The following is a 16,336-nucleotide window of genomic DNA, read 5'->3' as shown; positions in this document are numbered from 1 at the left end:
ATGATTTTTCAAATAACGGAGTATTGGATGGCGTTAAAAAATAAGTTAGGACCAATAACAGCAGTGGTCGTGGCGACAGCGACAGTGGGTTGGATGCTCGTAGGTGGCAATGGCATTACCGTAAGCAACCCTGACGCTCAACCTAGTGAAAGCACAGTTTCTTCTCAAGCTGCTGAAATTAAGCAAGCCTATCCAGTACAAGCCAAAACCTTATCGCCAAAACGCATTGAGATACACCTGCCATTAAGTGGTAAAACGATGGCGGGAGAAACGTTAAATCTCGTTAATAGCTACCAAGGCAAAATCATTATGCTACCAATAGAAAAAGGTCAGCTTGTTGAAAAAGGTCAATCGATCATGCAGATCGATACACGAACATTAAAAATGCAAATTGAGCAAGCTGACTTACTCGTTAAACAGCGTCAATTTGAGCTAGATGGTGTTAAAAAACTCAATACCACCAACCTATCATCTAAGGTTAATCTTGCCCAAGCAGAGACAGATCTAGCGTCTGCAAAAGCCACCAAAACTTCGTTATTAATTGACTTAGAAAATGCCAACCTTGTTGCGCCCTTTTCAGGTATTCTCAACACGCTTGATGTGCAGGTCGGGCAAATTCTGGCTACTGGCGTCACTATTGGCTCACTTGTCTCTATTAATCCAATCAAAGTGAAAGTGGATATCCCACAAAATAAAGTCCATCTAGTTAAAATCGGTACGCCTGGGAACATTCGCTTCGAATCTGGTTATGAGGCGGACGGTTTCGTCACATACATTAGTGCAACGGCCAACGAAACCAGTCGAACCATTAGTGTTGAGCTGCTCGTAGACAATCCAAACAATACCATCCCAGCAGGACTCACAGCATCGGTTGATTTCATCATTGATGAGCAAAAAGCACATGCATTGTCTCCTGCTCTATTAACGCTCGACGACACAGGGCGTACTGCCATCAAAACCATTAGCATTGATAACACCGTTACCATCACGCCTGTCGATATTGTGAAATCGGAGCGTGATCATGTTTGGGTTGTAGGCCTACCTGATAATGTCAATATCATCACTGTTGGACAAGGCTTTGTCTCAGCCGGTGATCTTGTTGACGCACACTACCAAAACTAGGGAGGTCTATTATGCAAGCAATAATCGAGGCTGCTTTAGCACGCTCCCGAACCGTGATGATGTTTTTTTTGCTCATATTAATAATGGGCACAGTGTCTTATATCGAAATTGCCAAAGAAAGCGATCCCGACATCACCATTCCAATGGCCTATGTATCGGTATCATTAGAGGGCATATCGCCAGAAGACGCCGATAGCTTATTGGTTCACCCTTTAGAGAAAGAATTAAAAGGTTTAGACGGCCTGAAAGAATTGAAATCTACGGCTTCAGAAGGTCATGCTTCTATCATTGTGGAGTTCCTATCTGGCGTAGACATTGATCAAGCGATCAGCGATACCAAGGATAAAGTTGACCGAGCAAAGAGCGAACTACCCAGTGATGCCGATGAACCAACCGTCACCGAAATTAACCTTTCCACCTTCCCTGTTTTACGGGTCAATTTATCCGGGAATGTGGATTTCGCTACTCTTAGCCGCACAGCCAAAAACTTACAAGACGCAATTGAAGCGGTTGATGGTGTATTAGAAGCAAACATTAGTGGAGATAGAGATCAACAAGCACAAATTATCATTCGCCCTGAACAGCTTGAATCGTATAACCTATCCCTGAGTGATGTTGCAAACTTTGTTTCTAATAATAACCGTTTGGTGGCCGCGGGCAATTTAGACACCGGCGCAGGTCGCTTCTCTCTAAAAGTCCCTGGGCTGTTAAAAACCAAGGAAGACATACTTAATTTGCCAATTAAAGCCGATGGCGATCAAGTCGTTTTGTTAGGCGACATTGCGACAGGAGAACTGACGTTCGAAGATCCCACCAGTTATGCGCGGGTTGAAGGCAAGCGTAGCATCACTTTAGCTGTCTCTAAACGCGTTGGCGCCAATATTATAAATACCATAGAAGCAGTCAAAAACGTTGTTGAAACAGAAAGTCAGCAATGGCCAAGTGGTGTGAATTATAATCTCACAGGTGACAAATCAACTGAAATCGAAACCTCGCTTAATGATCTCTTTAACAATGTCCTAGCAGCCACCTTGCTGGTGATGATTGTTATTGTTTGGGCTCTTGGTATACGCAGCTCCATTTTAGTTGGTCTAGCCATTCCTGGAGCATTCCTAGCCGGAATTTTGATCTTAAACCTACAAGGTTTCACCATTAATATGGTGGTGTTGTTTGCGTTAATACTCAGTGTCGGCATGCTGGTAGACGGTGCTATTGTGGTAACCGAGTATGCAGACCGGAAACTTTCCGAAGGCGCATCTAAACGACAAGCCTACAGTGAAGCCGCTAAACGCATGGCATGGCCAATTACTGCATCCACCGCTACCACGTTAGCGGTTTTCATGCCGCTATTGTTTTGGCCAGATATCGCTGGTGAGTTTATGCGCTTTATGCCAATTACCATCATAGCAACGCTGGCCTCCTCTCTTGTCATGGCGCTTATTGTGATTCCCACTATTGGCTCAATTATTGGCAAAAAAGGCGCTTACAGCGATAAAACAATGCATGCCCTACGCATTACTGAAACAGGCGATCTTAGAGAGCTGACAGGCGCAACTGGACTATACGGTCGAGTACTGACTCGTTTAGTCGAAAAGCCTATTTGGGTATTAATGTTTACCATCGCTTTGCTGATCAGCATTTTCATTAGCTATGGAAAATTTGGTAAAGGCATCGAGTTCTTTCCAGATATTGAACCAGAAACGGCCAACTTGGATATTCGCGCTCGTGGAGACCTCTCTCTTGAAGAAAAGGACAAGCTTGTTCAATTAGTCGAACAAAGGATTATTGGCACTCGTGAATTGAAAAGTGTGGTGGCTACTTCTTATGCAACACCAGGAAACAATGTGGCGCCAGACAGTATTGGCACTATTACGATGGAGTTTATCGAGTGGTACAAGCGAGATTCAGCAAATGTCATCCTCGATAGAATCAGGGAAAAAACCAAACAAATCCCTGGCATAGAAGTGAGTGCCAAAAAAGAGCAAGGTGGACCTCAATCTGGCGCCGATATCCAATTGCAGCTAAGTTCAAATTATACGGAAGCGCTCAATATTGCAGCCGATGAAATCAGCAAACAGCTGTTACTACGAGATGAGATTCTAACCGTGAGTGACGACCGATCATTACCCGGTATTGAATGGCGTATTGACATTAACCGCGCTGAAGCAAGCCGCTACGGCGTTGATGTAACCAGCCTAGGCAATGTCATTAAGTTAGTCACAACAGGCATTACATTAAGCGACTTTCTACCCGATGGTGCTGATGACAAAATCGATATTGTGCTGCGCTATCCAGTGAACCAACGAAACCTTGATCAGCTAGATCAGCTACAGATACCAACGAATCAAGGCAGCATTCCAGCCAGTAACTTTATTACTCGCTATGCGGCACCCAAGCAAGGCGTGATAAATCGAACGGATGGCAAGAAAACCGTTAAAATTGATGCGGATGTGAAAGATGGCTTGGTAATTGATGAAGTTATTAAAGCCATTAAAGCAAAAATCGATGCGGCGAAAATAGACAAGTCAGTTCGTTATGAATTCCGAGGTAATACGGAAGAGCAGCAAAAATCCATGGTCTTTTTGTTAAAAGCCTTTGGCGTTGCCTTCTTTATTATGGCGATTATTCTGGTAACCCAATTCAATAACTTCTTCCAATGCTTATTGATTCTAAGTGCGGTAATTTTCTCTACCATGGGGGTTTTGATTGGCTTGATGGTAAAAGGCCAGCCCTTTGGTATCGTCATGAGTGGTGTTGGTGTGATTGCCTTAGCGGGCATTGTCGTCAATAACAACATTGTGCTTATTGATACATTCAACGGTTTACGTAAGCAAGGCATGCTGGTTCGTGAAGCCGCAATTCGCACGGGTGTTCAACGCTTAAGGCCTGTGATGCTGACAACCATCACCACGATCCTTGGCCTGGTGCCTATGGTATTTCAGTTAAATATTGATTTAATCCATCAAACCTTCAGTATCGGCGCACCTTCTGCACAGTGGTGGACACAACTATCGACTGCTATAGCAGGCGGATTAACCTTCGCCACGCCGTTAACACTTATACTCACTCCTTGTTTATTAGTATTGGGTTATAGACGCAAAGAACGTAAACAGCTCGAAGCACTTAATGCGCAAACGGCAGAAAAAACAGATGAGGAAACAATAGATAAGGTTGACGAGTCGTAGCAATTATTGCCATGACGTTACAACGTATTTTGTTAGTAGCCATAAAAAAAGCGGACTTAGAGAATATCTAAGTCCGCTTTTTTGAGCACTCACATTACTCAATGTGGCGCCAAAAAATACCGCAAGGCTTATAGCTGTGCCAACGCACTCTCGACATCAGCAATAATATCGTCGATATCCTCTAAGCCAACAGATACACGAACCAGACCTTCTGCAATACCTGCTTTCGCCTTCTCTTCGTCGGTTAAGCGGCCATGCGTGGTTGTTGCTGGATGCGTAACGAGAGTTTTGGTGTCGCCCAGATTGCCTGTAATAGACATCAACTTAGTAGCATTGATGAACGCCCAAGCCGCTTTGCGACCACCCTCAACTTCGAAAGACAGCAAACCACCAAAATCTTTTTGCTGCTTCTTAGCAAGCTCATGGTATTTATGACTTGGTAAACCGCCGTAATTCACCTTCAATACTTTAGGGTGAGCCTCTAAGAACTGCGCCAATTTCAATGCATTTGATGAATGCGCTGTCATTCTTAGCGACAAGGTTTCAAGACCATTGAGCAACACCCACGCATTAAATGGGCTCATGCATGGACCAGCACTGCGCATAAACGCAGTGAAAACATCCACAATGTCTTTACTTGCAATCAAAGCACCGCCAAGGCAACGACCTTGACCATCAATAAACTTGGTCGCAGATTGCATGACGATATCAGCACCTTGCGTTAATGGATTTTGCAAGGCAGGTGTCGCCAATACAGTATCAACGCACAATAAAGCACCTTTAGCGTGAGCCAATTCAGCAACTTTTGCCACATCAACAACTTCGTATAATGGGTTTGAAGGCGTTTCGAAATAACATAAGCGAGTTTTGTCATTAATCGCTTCTTCCCAAGCGTTATAATCTGTTGCATCCACGTAGACGACTTCAACACCAAACTTCACGGTATAGGTATTAAAAAACTTCACCGTAGAGCCAAAAATATTACGTGAACAAACAACTCGATCACCAGCGCTTAACAAGCTGTAGGCTAGAGTCATCAGGGCGGCCATGCCTGAACTGGTTGCAATCGCCGCTTCGCCCTTCTCTAAGGCCGCAAGGCGTTTTTCAAAAAGCTCTACCGTTGGATTGGTAAAACGAGAATAAACGTTACCATCTTCTTCGCCAGAAAACTTACCTGCCGCTTCTTCGGCACTAGAATAAGCAAAGCTTGAGGTCATGAAAATGGCTTCGCTATTCTCTTGTTCTTGCGTTTGACGAGCGCCTGCATGAATCGCTTTCGTCGCATCATTGTATTCCGACATTCGTGTCTCTCCAAAATTGCCTTAGCTAAAAACAACAAAGCCAGGCGTGACCTGGCTTTGTTTCGTAAGTCACTATCTCATGATTTTGCTACATAGGGTGCATCATGTCACTACCAGACGCGACTTCAAGAGAAGACTTCTGGGAATCATTTCGTACGCTTTCAAGACGAGCAAGATAAGCGCCATCAATATTGCCGGCAATGTATTTGCCATCAAACACAGAAGTATCGAATTCACGAACATCTGAATGTTTGTCATCAATGCATGCTTCAATTAAGTCTTCCAAATCTTGGAAGATCAGTTTATCAGCACCAATTAATTCGCAAATTTCATCTACATTACGACCATTAGCAATCAGCTCTGTCACCGCAGGCATGTCAATACCATACACGTTCGGATAACGAACTTCTGGTGCTGCAGATGCGATATATACCTTCTTGGCACCCGCTTCACGCGCCATCTCGATAATTTCTTTACTCGTTGTTCCACGAACAATAGAGTCATCAACCAGCAATACCGTTTTGTCTTTAAATTCGAAAGGTACTGGGTTCAGTTTTTGGCGAACTGACTTCTTACGTACCGATTGACCCGGCATTATAAAAGTACGGCCAATATAGCGATTTTTCACTAATCCTTCACGGAATGGGATATTTAGTGTTTGTGCTATTTGTAACGCTGCTGTACGACTGGTATCTGGAATTGGAATCACCACGTCAATGTCATGATCTTTCCACTCACGCTCAATTTTCGCGGCCAGACGATCACCCATGTTCATGCGTGCTTTATAGACAGAAATGCTATCAATAACAGTATCTGGACGAGCAAAGTACACATACTCGAACAAACAAGGGCGGGCTACCCTTTTCTCTGTACATTGGCGCACATGTACGTTGTGATTCACATCAAAGAAAATCGCTTCGCCTGGTTGAATATCACGCTCTACCTTAAAGCCTGCTGCATCCAAAGCAACGCTCTCAGACGCCACCATGTACTCTACGCCTGACTCAGTTTTACGAGAGCCGTAAATTAATGGACGAATACCATCAGGATCACGAAAGGCTAAAATGCCGTAGCCAGTAATCAAGGCAACAACTGCGTAGCCGCCTTCGATGCGATTGTAAACACGCTCAAGTGCATTAAAAATATCTTCAGGTGTTGGGATTAGCTTGTTTTCCAAGTGCAATTCATGGGCAAGAACATTCAACAGCACTTCTGAGTCAGACGTGGTATTTACATGTCGCAAGTCCGACTCGAACACTTCTTGCTTAAGCTTTTCGGTATTCGTTAAATTGCCGTTGTGAGCAAGCGAAATACCATATGGAGAATTAACATAAAAAGGTTGGGCTTCTGCTGAACTAGAAGTACCCGCTGTTGGGTAACGAGCATGACCAATGCCGATATTACCGTGTAGTTTTTTCATATGACGAGTGCGAAATACTTCACTCACCGGACCATTGTCTTTGCGTAAGCACAAACGTCCATTATGGCTTGTGACCATGCCTGCTGCATCTTGCCCGCGATGTTGAAGAAGGGTTAATGCATCAAAAATGGCTTGATTGACCATGGATGTGCCTACGACACCAACGATACCACACATGTTCTATATCCTCGTGTTGGGGAATTGCGGCAAACGCCGCAAGTTTCTATCTATTTTTTTGCTGCTACTGATAACAACTAATTGCCAAGGGCACGATCAATGAGAGACGAATCCATTAGATCCGAGCTCTTGCCTAACATATCACGTGTCCAGTTATTCAATTGCCCCAATTGAGGGATCAATTGAGATGTTTTCCAAAATTCCGTTTTCTCTATTGCAGGACTTAAGCTCAATAACGCAACAAAAGCCACAACGACTAAGCCACCACGAGCAAAGCCAAACAACATTCCTAGCACTCTGTCGGTGCTAGACAAGCCCGTTACCTGAATTAAGGAGCTGAGCAAAAAGCTGACTAGCGCCCCTACAATCAACGAAGCGATAAAAAGCGAAACAAAAGAAACGATATATCGAATCTGATCATTTTGAACTTGATCAATTAATAGAGATTGCATTTGATCTGAGAATTTCACCGACACAACAAAGGCAACAACCCAAGTCAGCAAGGATAAAACTTCTTTAACAAACCCTCTTTTCAAACTTAAAAGAGTAGAAAGAACCACTACTGCAATAATCAACCAATCAACAGTCGATAAAGAACTTACCTGCTCCATGAAAACCTCTAAAAATCGCTGCGGAGTTTAACAGACGCCTAACTGATTCCAAACACTGCGAAATACATTATCAGCTTAATTCACCGAATATTTCACAACAATCCCGCTCAAACTAAACTCTTTTTTAATTTCATCTCGCAGTTTATCGGAGACTTCACGCTTAAGCTCTGGACCAACATACACTTTATAAAGCGAATTGGTTGTCAGACTGTAGGCATCGTACTTAGCAGCCTTGAGCTTTTCTACTAAGCGCGTTGCATTGTCTTTGCTCTTGAACGTAGCAATTTGCAATGTCCAACGATCAGCAACCACTGTAGGAGTACGTTTCTCGACAGGCGCTTTCGCAGACGATGCTGGCTCTTCAGGCTCTATTGAGCTGACCTGAGAAACATCCTTTGCTGGTTTTGGCACAGGTATTAATTCAATTTCGTCAGAATCGCTTGCAGAATCTTGCATGGATGTAACGGGTAGGCTGTCAACAGGTTGAGCCGGTGCAATTTCAATAGGAGAAAATGCAGGTGGCGATGTCACCTGAACCTGCATATCCAATTCTTCAGGACGTTCTCCATCTAGGATTAATGGCAATATAATAGAAGCGGACAACACCATAATCCCTGCACCAATCAGCCTGTACGTAATGGTTCTATCTATCATAAATCACTTTTCCAATTGACCGATCGCCAAATATTCTGAGACGGTTACAAAGGAGCCAAAGACAACAACGGGGCAATCTTTTTGCTTTGCCTGATTTAACGCTGCCATATAGGCATCTTGTACCGAGGTGAAAGCATTAACGCTAAAAGTTTTACTCTCGGACTGCTGTACAATGCACTCAATAAGCTCATTGGCTTTTGCTCCCCTTGGACCAGGCAAGTCACTACAAAACCAACCTGAAAAACTGTCCGCAAGGTAAGTCATCACACTGTTAATATCTTTATCTTTTAACATACCGCAAACTGCAATCGGCTTGGCAGGCAAATGTTTTATGCGCTGCGCCAGCTCCAAAGCCGCTTCCGGATTATGTGCGACATCAATATAAACGTCAGGTGAAGAAGCTACTTTCTGAAAACGCCCAGTTAGCTCTGCTGTACTAAATAGTGTCTCAAGATCTTCCTGAGATGGGGCAAATCCCATATACACTAAGACAGCGAGAACAGTAGCAGCATTCTGCAAAGGCAATGTAGGAATCGGTAAATGCGCATACTGAATACCAGCTCCGACCCATGACCATTCATGCTCATTACTGTCAAAGGTAAAATCCACGCCCTTTTGATGTAGCCTAGCGCCAATTTCTAACGCGGTGCTAGCAATGGTCTCAGGAGGATTCACCACACCACTGACCAATAATTTGTCTTTTCGGGCGATACCTGTTTTCTCTCGAGCAATAACATCCAAATTATCACCAAGCCAATCGACGTGATCCAACGCGATAGAAGTCACAACAGCAACGTCAGCATCGATCATATTGACAGAATCCAATCGCCCACCCAAACCAACTTCTAGAACCCAATAATCCAATTCGCTTTGATCAAAAATCCACAAAGCTGCCAGAGTACTAAATTCAAAATAGGTAAGCGTTATGCCGTCACGTGCCGCTTCTACAGCTTCAAATGCGCGACACAAAATATCGTCATCACAAGGAGAGTTATTAAGAGCAACACGCTCATTGAATCGAAGGAAATGAGGAGAGGTATAAGTACCAACAGAATAATTTTGACTACATAAATACTGTGTCAGCATGGCACAAGTCGAGCCTTTGCCATTAGTGCCAGCCACGGTAATTACATTGACCTTAGGTCTAGATAAATTTAATCGAGCTAATACAGCATTCCCTCGTTCTAGACCTAGCTCTATCTCAGAGGGATGTTGGCTTTCAATGTATGAAAGCCAACTCGCTAATGACGTGTGCGTCATCTAATTAAGCAACCTTATTGGTAAGCAGAGATAAGATATTGAACAAGCGATCGCGCATTTCATCACGCTTAATAATCATATCAAGAGCGCCTTTATCAAGCAGGAACTCACTACGCTGGAAGCCTTCTGGTAGTTTTTCACGTACCGTTTGCTCAATTACACGAGGACCAGCAAAACCGATCAATGCATTTGGCTCAGCAACGTTTAAATCACCTAGCATAGCCAAAGAAGCAGATACACCACCGAATACAGGGTCTGTCATCACAGAGATGTATGGAATACCTTCTTGCTTCAAACGCTCAAGGCCAGCACTTGTTTTAGCCATCTGCATCAAAGAAATCAAAGCTTCTTGCATACGTGCGCCGCCACTTGCCGAGAAGCAAATAAGAGGAATACGTTTTTCTAAACAAACATTTACCGCTTGGATAAATCGTTCACCTACAATGGCCCCCATAGAGCCGCCCAAGAAGCTAAATTCAAATGCTACAGCAACAACAGGCATACCGTTCAAGACACCCTGCATAGCAACCAAAGCATCTTTCTCACCAGTTGCTTTTTGTGCATCCGCGATACGGTCTTTATAGCGTTTTGAATCTTTAAACTTCAATTTATCTTCAGGCTCAAGATGTGCGCCGATTTCATGACGACCTTCTTTGTCCAAAAAGATATCCAAACGACGACGTGCACTTACACGAAGATGATGCTCGCACTTAGGACAAACATCTAAATTCTTTTCTAGCTCGGGACGATATAAAACGTTTTCACATTTTGGACACTTCTTCCAAAGACCTTCAGGCACAGAACCTGTGCTGCGCTTTGATTCGCTGCGCACAATGGAAGGGACAAATTTATCTAACCAGCTACTCATTTAATTCTCCATATCTCTCGTTGGCTGCCGCTTAAGCGTCCATTTCATTACGCATTGGTAATAAAATATCTTTTAAAGCGCCAGCTATATATTCTTTTTGATGATCTTTATTTTCGGCAATGGCGTTAACCAACACACTACCTACAATGACCCCATCAGCACATTGACTGACTAACGCTGCTGTTTTCGCATCACGAATACCGAAGCCAACACCAATCGGCAAAGTCGTAATAGCACGTAATGAATCAACATGCTTTTTTACACTGTCTACATCTAACTCAGCAGAGCCTGTCACACCTTTAACAGAAACGTAATAAACATAACCGGTCGCTAAATCACAAATTTTCTTAGCGCGCTCTGGTGTCGTAGTCGGTGACAGCAGATAAATAAGATCAATCTCATTCTCTCGGAAGCATTCTACTACATCTGTCGCCTCTTCTGGAGTCAGATCTACTAATAAAACGCCATCAACACCCGCTTCTTTTGCAGCATTTGAAAAAGCTTGATACCCAAAGAACTCAATTGGGTTCAAATAGCCCATCAAAACAACCGGAGTGTGAGTATTCTTCTTTCTAAAGTCGGCAATAATTTGCAATACTTTTTTAACACTTGTACCCGCCGCCAAACTTCTCTCACAAGCTAACTGAATAACTGGACCGTCAGCCATAGGATCAGAAAAAGGCATACCTATTTCAATCACATCAGCGCCGCCGTCTACCAAAGCATCCATTAAAGCGACAGAATACTCAGGCGAAGGATCGCCAGCGGTAATATACGGAATGAGCGCCTTTTTACCAGATTTTTCTAAATTTTCAAAACATTGTTTAATGCGGCTCATACATCAATCCCATCCAGCTCAGCTACAGTAAGAATATCTTTATCACCACGACCAGAAAGATTGATAACGACAATCTTATCTTTCTCCATCGTCGCAGCGAGTTTCATACCATATGCAACAGCATGACTTGACTCAAGCGCAGGCATAATACCCTCTAGACGGGTTAAATCCCTGAAGCCTTGCATCGCCTCATCATCATTAATTGCGACATAATTAGCTCGACCAATGTCTTTCAACCAAGCATGCTCAGGACCCACACCCGGATAATCCAAACCCGCAGAAATGGAATGGGTACCAATAATCTGGCCGTCATCATCCGCCATCACATAAGTACGGTTACCATGCAACACACCAGGACGACCAGCACTTAGAGGGGCAGCGTGACGACCCGTTTCAATACCATCACCGCCAGCCTCAACACCGTACATAGCAACATTTTCATCTTTTATGAATGGATGAAACATACCAATGGCGTTTGAACCACCACCAACACAGGCCACAACAGCATCAGGCAATCGACCTTCATGATCCAAGCATTGTGCTTTGGTCTCACGACCAATAACAGCCTGAAAATCGCGAACCAATTTTGGGTATGGATGAGGACCTGCAGCCGTACCAATGATGTAAAAAGTATCGTCCACATTGCCAACCCAATAGCGCATCGCTTCATTCAGCGCGTCTTTCAGCGTTTTCGTACCCGAATCGACAGAGATAACCTCGGCACCAAGCAACTTCATACGGTAAACATTCAGTGATTGACGACGAATATCTTCCGCCCCCATAAACACCTTACATTTTAAACCCAAACGAGCCGCCACTGTCGCTGAAGCAACACCGTGCTGCCCCGCCCCAGTTTCCGCAATAATATTTGGCTTGCCCATGTGCTTCGCCAGCAAAGCTTGGCCTATCGTATTATTTATCTTATGAGCGCCAGTGTGATTCAAATCTTCACGCTTTAAGTAAATCTTAGCCCCACCTGCTTTCTTAGTAAGGCGCTCAGCAAAATAAAGCGGTGATGGACGACCAACATAATGGGCCAAGTCATAGTCAAACGCCGCTTGAAATTCACTGTCTTTAGAGAGGCGTTCATACATTTTGGCCAAATCGTCCAAAGCTGACATCAATGTTTCAGAAACAAAAATGCCGCCATAGGAACCAAAACGGCCATGGGAATCTGGTAAATCTAGATTAATATCGTTGCTATTCACTCTTTGCTCCACGAATAAACTCTTGAACTCTCGGCTCACTCTTGATGCCTTTTGACAATTCAACGCCACCACTTACATCAACAGCATAAGGAGCAACCTGATTTATCGCTTGTTTAATATTCTCTGGGGTTAAACCACCGGCAAGCACAATGGGCTTCGACAAATCGGCCGGAATTAGAGACCAATCAAATACTTCGCCAGTACCTCCTGGCACACCTGCTTTATAAGCATCTAGCAGCATTGCTGTGGCGCTTGGGTATTGATCAACTAGAGCGACAATATTATCGCCCTGCTGAACTCGCAACGCTTTCATATAAGGACGATCATAGCGACGGCACTCAGACTCAGATTCATTACCATGAAATTGAATCATCCAACGTGAATTCGCTCCAACCACTGACTCAATAAGCGATGAGTCAGCATCAACAAATAAAGCAACGGGCGTAACAAAAGGAGGCAATTGTTTAACAATAGAATTTGCCATTTCTGGGGACACATACCTTGGGCTTTTTTCATAAAAAACAAAACCAAGAGCATCCGCCCCATGATTACAAGCCATCATTGCATCTTCAAGGTTGGTTATCCCACAGATTTTAACTCGGCAATTCATAGTTAGGCTCGTCTACATAGGGTAAAAAATGAGGACCTAAATGCAGTTTAGGTACGTTGAAAACATCTGGATATTGAGCATCGACAAAATACAAACCTGTTGGTGGTGCCGTAATACCACCTTTAGTACGGTCTTTCGCATCCAAAATCTGTTTTGCCCAAGACACGGGCTTTTCCCCCGCGCCTATAGACATTAAGACACCAGCAAAATTTCGAATCATATGATGCAAAAACGCATTAGCTCTAACATCTAAAACAATATACTGGCCAAGCTTTTGTACGTCAAAATTAAGAATGGTGCGGATAGGCGTATTGGCTTGGCAGCCAATAGCACGAAAGGAAGAGAAATCATGAGTACCAAGGAACACTTTAGCGGCTTCTCTCATCGCATCAACATCAAGTGTTTTGTACGTCCAAGTCACGCCTTTTGCCAAAATTGCAGGGCAAAAAGGAGAAGAATAAATCACATAACGATAACGACGACTTAATGCACTAAAGCGAGCATGGAAGTCGTCAGATACATAGCTCGCTGCGACAACCGTAATATCTGAGGGCAAATAGGTATTAACACCTAACGTCCATGCCCGCTCATTTCGCTCAGCATCTGTTTCGAAGTGAACAACTTGCGCACTTGCATGAACACCAGAATCTGTTCGCCCTGCGCAAACCACTTGCACAGGGTGATTAGCAACAACACTTAACGCTTTTTCTAAATTCTCCTGAACACTTGGAACACCAAATTTTTGTGCTTGCCAGCCCTTGTATTCAGAGCCGTTATACTCAATAACCAATACTACTTTTTTAGTCACTTGGGAACATTCGCTCCATCATATTCTGCGCTTCCGCAATTTGTTTTTCATTGCCAGAATCAATAACGTCTTCAAGGATCACCCGCGCGCCCTCTTCATCACCCATATCCATATAGGCTCTTGCTAAATCTAATTTAGTGGCGGCTTCATCCCCACTAGCATCAAAGAAGTCAAACTCTTCTTCCTCATCGCTTACTTCTTCGTCTTGTGCGGCTTCAGCCTCACCAAACGAAGGAACTTCCATTTCTTCTTCTTGTTGAGCTTCTGCTAACGACTCTTCAATGGAGTTAGCTAATGTATCGCTTGGAGATTCACTAAAGACAGCAGATTCATCGACATCTTCTTGCTCTTCTTCATCAACATCATTTAATAAACTTGATACAAAGGATTCTTCTTCACTATCAACTTCATCAACTTCATCAACTTCAGTATCTATTTCATCAATTTCAGCATCCGTATCCAACGCTTCTGGGGTTACGGTTGGAATATCATCTTCTTCAACAAATGCTTCTAACTCATCCAAGTCATCGGTATCTTCTAATTCTGGAAAAGTGTCAGTTACAGCATCATCGCCACCAAAGGAATCAAACATGTCATCAAGACTTTCTTCAGTATCATCTTGAAGCGCACTTTCAAACTCATCTTCAGCTGAATCAGCTTCATCCTCAAACGCATCAAATGATGGTTCTGTCGAAGCAACATCTTCACCGAACGAACCGAAGTCCGCCAAATCATCTTCTTCATCGTCGTCTGGACTATCAAAATCGAAGGCGAAAGGGTCTTCTTCTTTCGTCTCTTCAACAGGTTCAGATTCAGGTTCATCCGCTAAAACCTGTTCCGCTGCTGCTACTGCTGCGACGGGTGCAACTGCTGCCGCAGGGGAAAGATCAAACTCATCCTTTTTTGATAGGTCTTGTTCCTCCTGTTTTTTTCCAGAACGACGCATAACCAAACCGATCAAGAGACCAATCAGCAATAGAACCACCGCACCGATAGATACAACAATAGGATTGCCAAATACTTTATTTACAAAGGAATCCGCTTCCGCTTGCTCTTTCTCTCTACGTATCTGATCGGCTTCTAACAATTGATCAACTGTATTCTTTTGCTCTTGTAGCGCTTGCTGAGCACTAGCAAACTGCTGCTGCAGTTCGGCCATTTGCTTGTCTTTCAAACTAATAAGCTTTTCCAACGTTTCCAGCTGCTTATTCAAATCACCAAGCTGACTAGAAAGTTCCGCTTTCTCTCTTTGCTCTTTGTCGAGCATCTCTTTTGAGGCTGACAACTCATTCTGCAAAGCACTCATTGCCGCACTAGAGCTTTGACCTGTATTTGAGCTAGCCGCATTCTCTGGCAATAAACTTTGGCCGGATGCTAACGTTAACTTATCACCAGCCGCTCCAGCTTTATCAGCCGCGGCTTTTGCTTTCGCTTGTGTATTTAATTGAGCTTGATTCACAGAAGCACCAGATTGGGAGCCTTTTAATGCCATCCAAGCATTGTGCTGACGCTGAAACTCTTCTTCTGAAATAGACTTATTGAAAAGAGCGATCTGCTCTTGTGTTGGCAAGCGTAAAATAGCGCCTTCTTTTAGAAGGTTAATGTTATTAGAATAAAACGCATCTTTGTTGAGGGCTTGTATCGCCATCATTGTCTGATAAATAGTTAGCTGATTGGTTGGTCGATTTTGCCCAGCAATCGACCACAGAGTATTCCCCTTAGCCACATTTAGCTGACCTTTAGAAGACATTTTCTGAGCAGCGAGTGTTGCTTGACGAAACACGGAAGAGGAAGAACCAGTTTGTTGGGAAGACACTACGGTCGATTGAACCACGTCATTTTGCGACTTATTCACCAATGCTGACTGATTTAGTGGCGTTTGATATTCTCGTACCAGCTGTCCGCTTGGCCAACGTGCCGCCAACACGAAATGCAACTCATCCACTTTCAAAGCTTGGTCTGAAGAAACAGAAACGGCTAGTTGCCCATTTTCGCGAATCACATCAAACTTAAGCTGAGATAATACACTCGTTGGGGCAAAACCCGCTTGGCGAAATTCACTTTCACTGCCAAGACGAATCAAAATATCATTGTCGGTTAAAGCACCTACATCGGAAAGCTCTATTCTCCCGCGATAAGGTTCGCCCAAATTTGATTGAGAGGTTAACTCACCCAGTTCCAATGCGTAACTGCTGGACACATATAGCGCGCCTGATACAGCAATACTAACGAGGGTTTTTCTGAGCATAAGCTTCCCTTTATTTACAAAAAGTG

The 16,336-nt window shown here is 43.7% G+C and carries 13 protein-coding genes; 2 read left to right on the top strand and 11 right to left on the bottom strand.

The features are described 5' to 3' along the window. Window positions 1-27 precede the first annotated feature (27 nt). Window positions 28-1,122 carry an efflux RND transporter periplasmic adaptor subunit gene (locus tag DFP75_RS03535; RefSeq protein WP_110572273.1) on the top strand — a complete coding sequence of 365 codons (1,095 nt, stop codon included), beginning with the start codon at window positions 28-30 and terminating at the stop codon, window positions 1,120-1,122. A gap of 11 nt (window positions 1,123-1,133) precedes the next feature. Further along, window positions 1,134-4,307 (top strand): efflux RND transporter permease subunit, encoded by a 3,174-nt coding sequence (locus DFP75_RS03530; protein ID WP_110572272.1) that lies wholly within the window; start codon window positions 1,134-1,136, stop codon window positions 4,305-4,307. A 128-nt stretch (window positions 4,308-4,435) separates the two neighbouring features. Here DFP75_RS03530 and DFP75_RS03525 read toward each other — a convergent pair whose 3' ends face one another. From DFP75_RS03525 to DFP75_RS03475, 11 genes are all read right to left on the bottom strand, one after another. Further along, window positions 4,436-5,608 carry an O-succinylhomoserine sulfhydrylase gene (locus DFP75_RS03525; protein ID WP_110572270.1) on the bottom strand — a complete coding sequence of 391 codons (1,173 nt, stop codon included), beginning with the start codon at window positions 5,606-5,608 and terminating at the stop codon, window positions 4,436-4,438. 88 nt (window positions 5,609-5,696) lie between these two features. Further along, window positions 5,697-7,205: an amidophosphoribosyltransferase gene (purF, locus tag DFP75_RS03520; protein WP_110572268.1), complete on the bottom strand. Its 1,509-nt coding sequence runs from the start codon at window positions 7,203-7,205 to the stop codon at window positions 5,697-5,699. Window positions 7,206-7,282: 77 nt separating this feature from the next. After that, a complete protein-coding gene (locus DFP75_RS03515) occupies window positions 7,283-7,816 on the bottom strand; it encodes a CvpA family protein (protein WP_110572266.1) in 534 nt (177 codons plus the stop codon). Window positions 7,817-7,891: 75 nt separating this feature from the next. Further along, window positions 7,892-8,470: an SPOR domain-containing protein gene (locus tag DFP75_RS03510; protein WP_245926952.1), complete on the bottom strand. Its 579-nt coding sequence runs from the start codon at window positions 8,468-8,470 to the stop codon at window positions 7,892-7,894. Between the two features lie 3 nt (window positions 8,471-8,473). Beyond that, window positions 8,474-9,730, bottom strand: coding sequence for a bifunctional tetrahydrofolate synthase/dihydrofolate synthase (gene folC, locus DFP75_RS03505; protein WP_110572263.1), 1,257 nt, complete (start codon window positions 9,728-9,730; stop codon window positions 8,474-8,476). A 4-nt stretch (window positions 9,731-9,734) separates the two neighbouring features. Then, window positions 9,735-10,598, bottom strand: a complete 864-nt coding sequence (gene accD, locus DFP75_RS03500; RefSeq protein WP_110572261.1) for an acetyl-CoA carboxylase, carboxyltransferase subunit beta — start codon at window positions 10,596-10,598, stop codon at window positions 9,735-9,737. Window positions 10,599-10,629: 31 nt separating this feature from the next. Continuing rightward, on the bottom strand, window positions 10,630-11,436 hold the full coding sequence (gene trpA, locus DFP75_RS03495) for a tryptophan synthase subunit alpha (protein WP_110572259.1): 807 nt from the start codon (window positions 11,434-11,436) through the stop codon (window positions 10,630-10,632). Further along, entirely contained in the window at window positions 11,433-12,644 is a 1,212-nt protein-coding gene (trpB, locus tag DFP75_RS03490) for a tryptophan synthase subunit beta (protein ID WP_110572257.1), read from the bottom strand. The genes trpA and trpB overlap by 4 nt, the downstream gene beginning before the upstream one ends. Next, on the bottom strand, window positions 12,637-13,254 hold the full coding sequence (locus tag DFP75_RS03485; protein WP_110572255.1) for a phosphoribosylanthranilate isomerase: 618 nt from the start codon (window positions 13,252-13,254) through the stop codon (window positions 12,637-12,639). Before DFP75_RS03485 ends, trpB begins: the two co-directional genes overlap by 8 nt. After that, window positions 13,238-14,062 (bottom strand): tRNA pseudouridine(38-40) synthase TruA, encoded by an 825-nt coding sequence (gene truA, locus DFP75_RS03480; protein ID WP_110572253.1) that lies wholly within the window; start codon window positions 14,060-14,062, stop codon window positions 13,238-13,240. Before truA ends, DFP75_RS03485 begins: the two co-directional genes overlap by 17 nt. Beyond that, a complete protein-coding gene (locus DFP75_RS03475; protein ID WP_110572251.1) occupies window positions 14,055-16,310 on the bottom strand; it encodes a motility hub landmark protein FimV in 2,256 nt (751 codons plus the stop codon). The genes truA and DFP75_RS03475 overlap by 8 nt, the downstream gene beginning before the upstream one ends. Window positions 16,311-16,336: the final 26 nt, after the last annotated feature.

It is taken from the genome of Marinomonas alcarazii (assembly GCF_003208215.1).
GTDB classification, from domain to species: domain Bacteria; phylum Pseudomonadota; class Gammaproteobacteria; order Pseudomonadales; family Marinomonadaceae; genus Marinomonas; species Marinomonas alcarazii.
This window is presented reverse-complemented; position numbering and strand designations above follow the sequence as displayed.

What these genes read in the sequence shown, in the direction of transcription:
- accD (WP_110572261.1), bottom strand. Translation starts at nt 10,598, where the DNA reads ATGAGTAGCTGGTTAGATAAATTTGTCCCTTCCATTGTGCGCAGCGAA.
- DFP75_RS03485 (WP_110572255.1), bottom strand. Translation starts at nt 13,254, where the DNA reads ATGAATTGCCGAGTTAAAATCTGTGGGATAACCAACCTTGAAGATGCA.
- DFP75_RS03535 (WP_110572273.1), top strand. Translation starts at nt 28, where the DNA reads ATGGCGTTAAAAAATAAGTTAGGACCAATAACAGCAGTGGTCGTGGCG.
- DFP75_RS03510 (WP_245926952.1), bottom strand. Translation starts at nt 8,470, where the DNA reads ATGATAGATAGAACCATTACGTACAGGCTGATTGGTGCAGGGATTATG.
- folC (WP_110572263.1), bottom strand. Translation starts at nt 9,730, where the DNA reads ATGACGCACACGTCATTAGCGAGTTGGCTTTCATACATTGAAAGCCAA.
- purF (WP_110572268.1), bottom strand. Translation starts at nt 7,205, where the DNA reads ATGTGTGGTATCGTTGGTGTCGTAGGCACATCCATGGTCAATCAAGCC.
- DFP75_RS03525 (WP_110572270.1), bottom strand. Translation starts at nt 5,608, where the DNA reads ATGTCGGAATACAATGATGCGACGAAAGCGATTCATGCAGGCGCTCGT.
- trpA (WP_110572259.1), bottom strand. Translation starts at nt 11,436, where the DNA reads ATGAGCCGCATTAAACAATGTTTTGAAAATTTAGAAAAATCTGGTAAA.
- DFP75_RS03530 (WP_110572272.1), top strand. Translation starts at nt 1,134, where the DNA reads ATGCAAGCAATAATCGAGGCTGCTTTAGCACGCTCCCGAACCGTGATG.
- DFP75_RS03475 (WP_110572251.1), bottom strand. Translation starts at nt 16,310, where the DNA reads ATGCTCAGAAAAACCCTCGTTAGTATTGCTGTATCAGGCGCGCTATAT.
- DFP75_RS03515 (WP_110572266.1), bottom strand. Translation starts at nt 7,816, where the DNA reads ATGGAGCAGGTAAGTTCTTTATCGACTGTTGATTGGTTGATTATTGCA.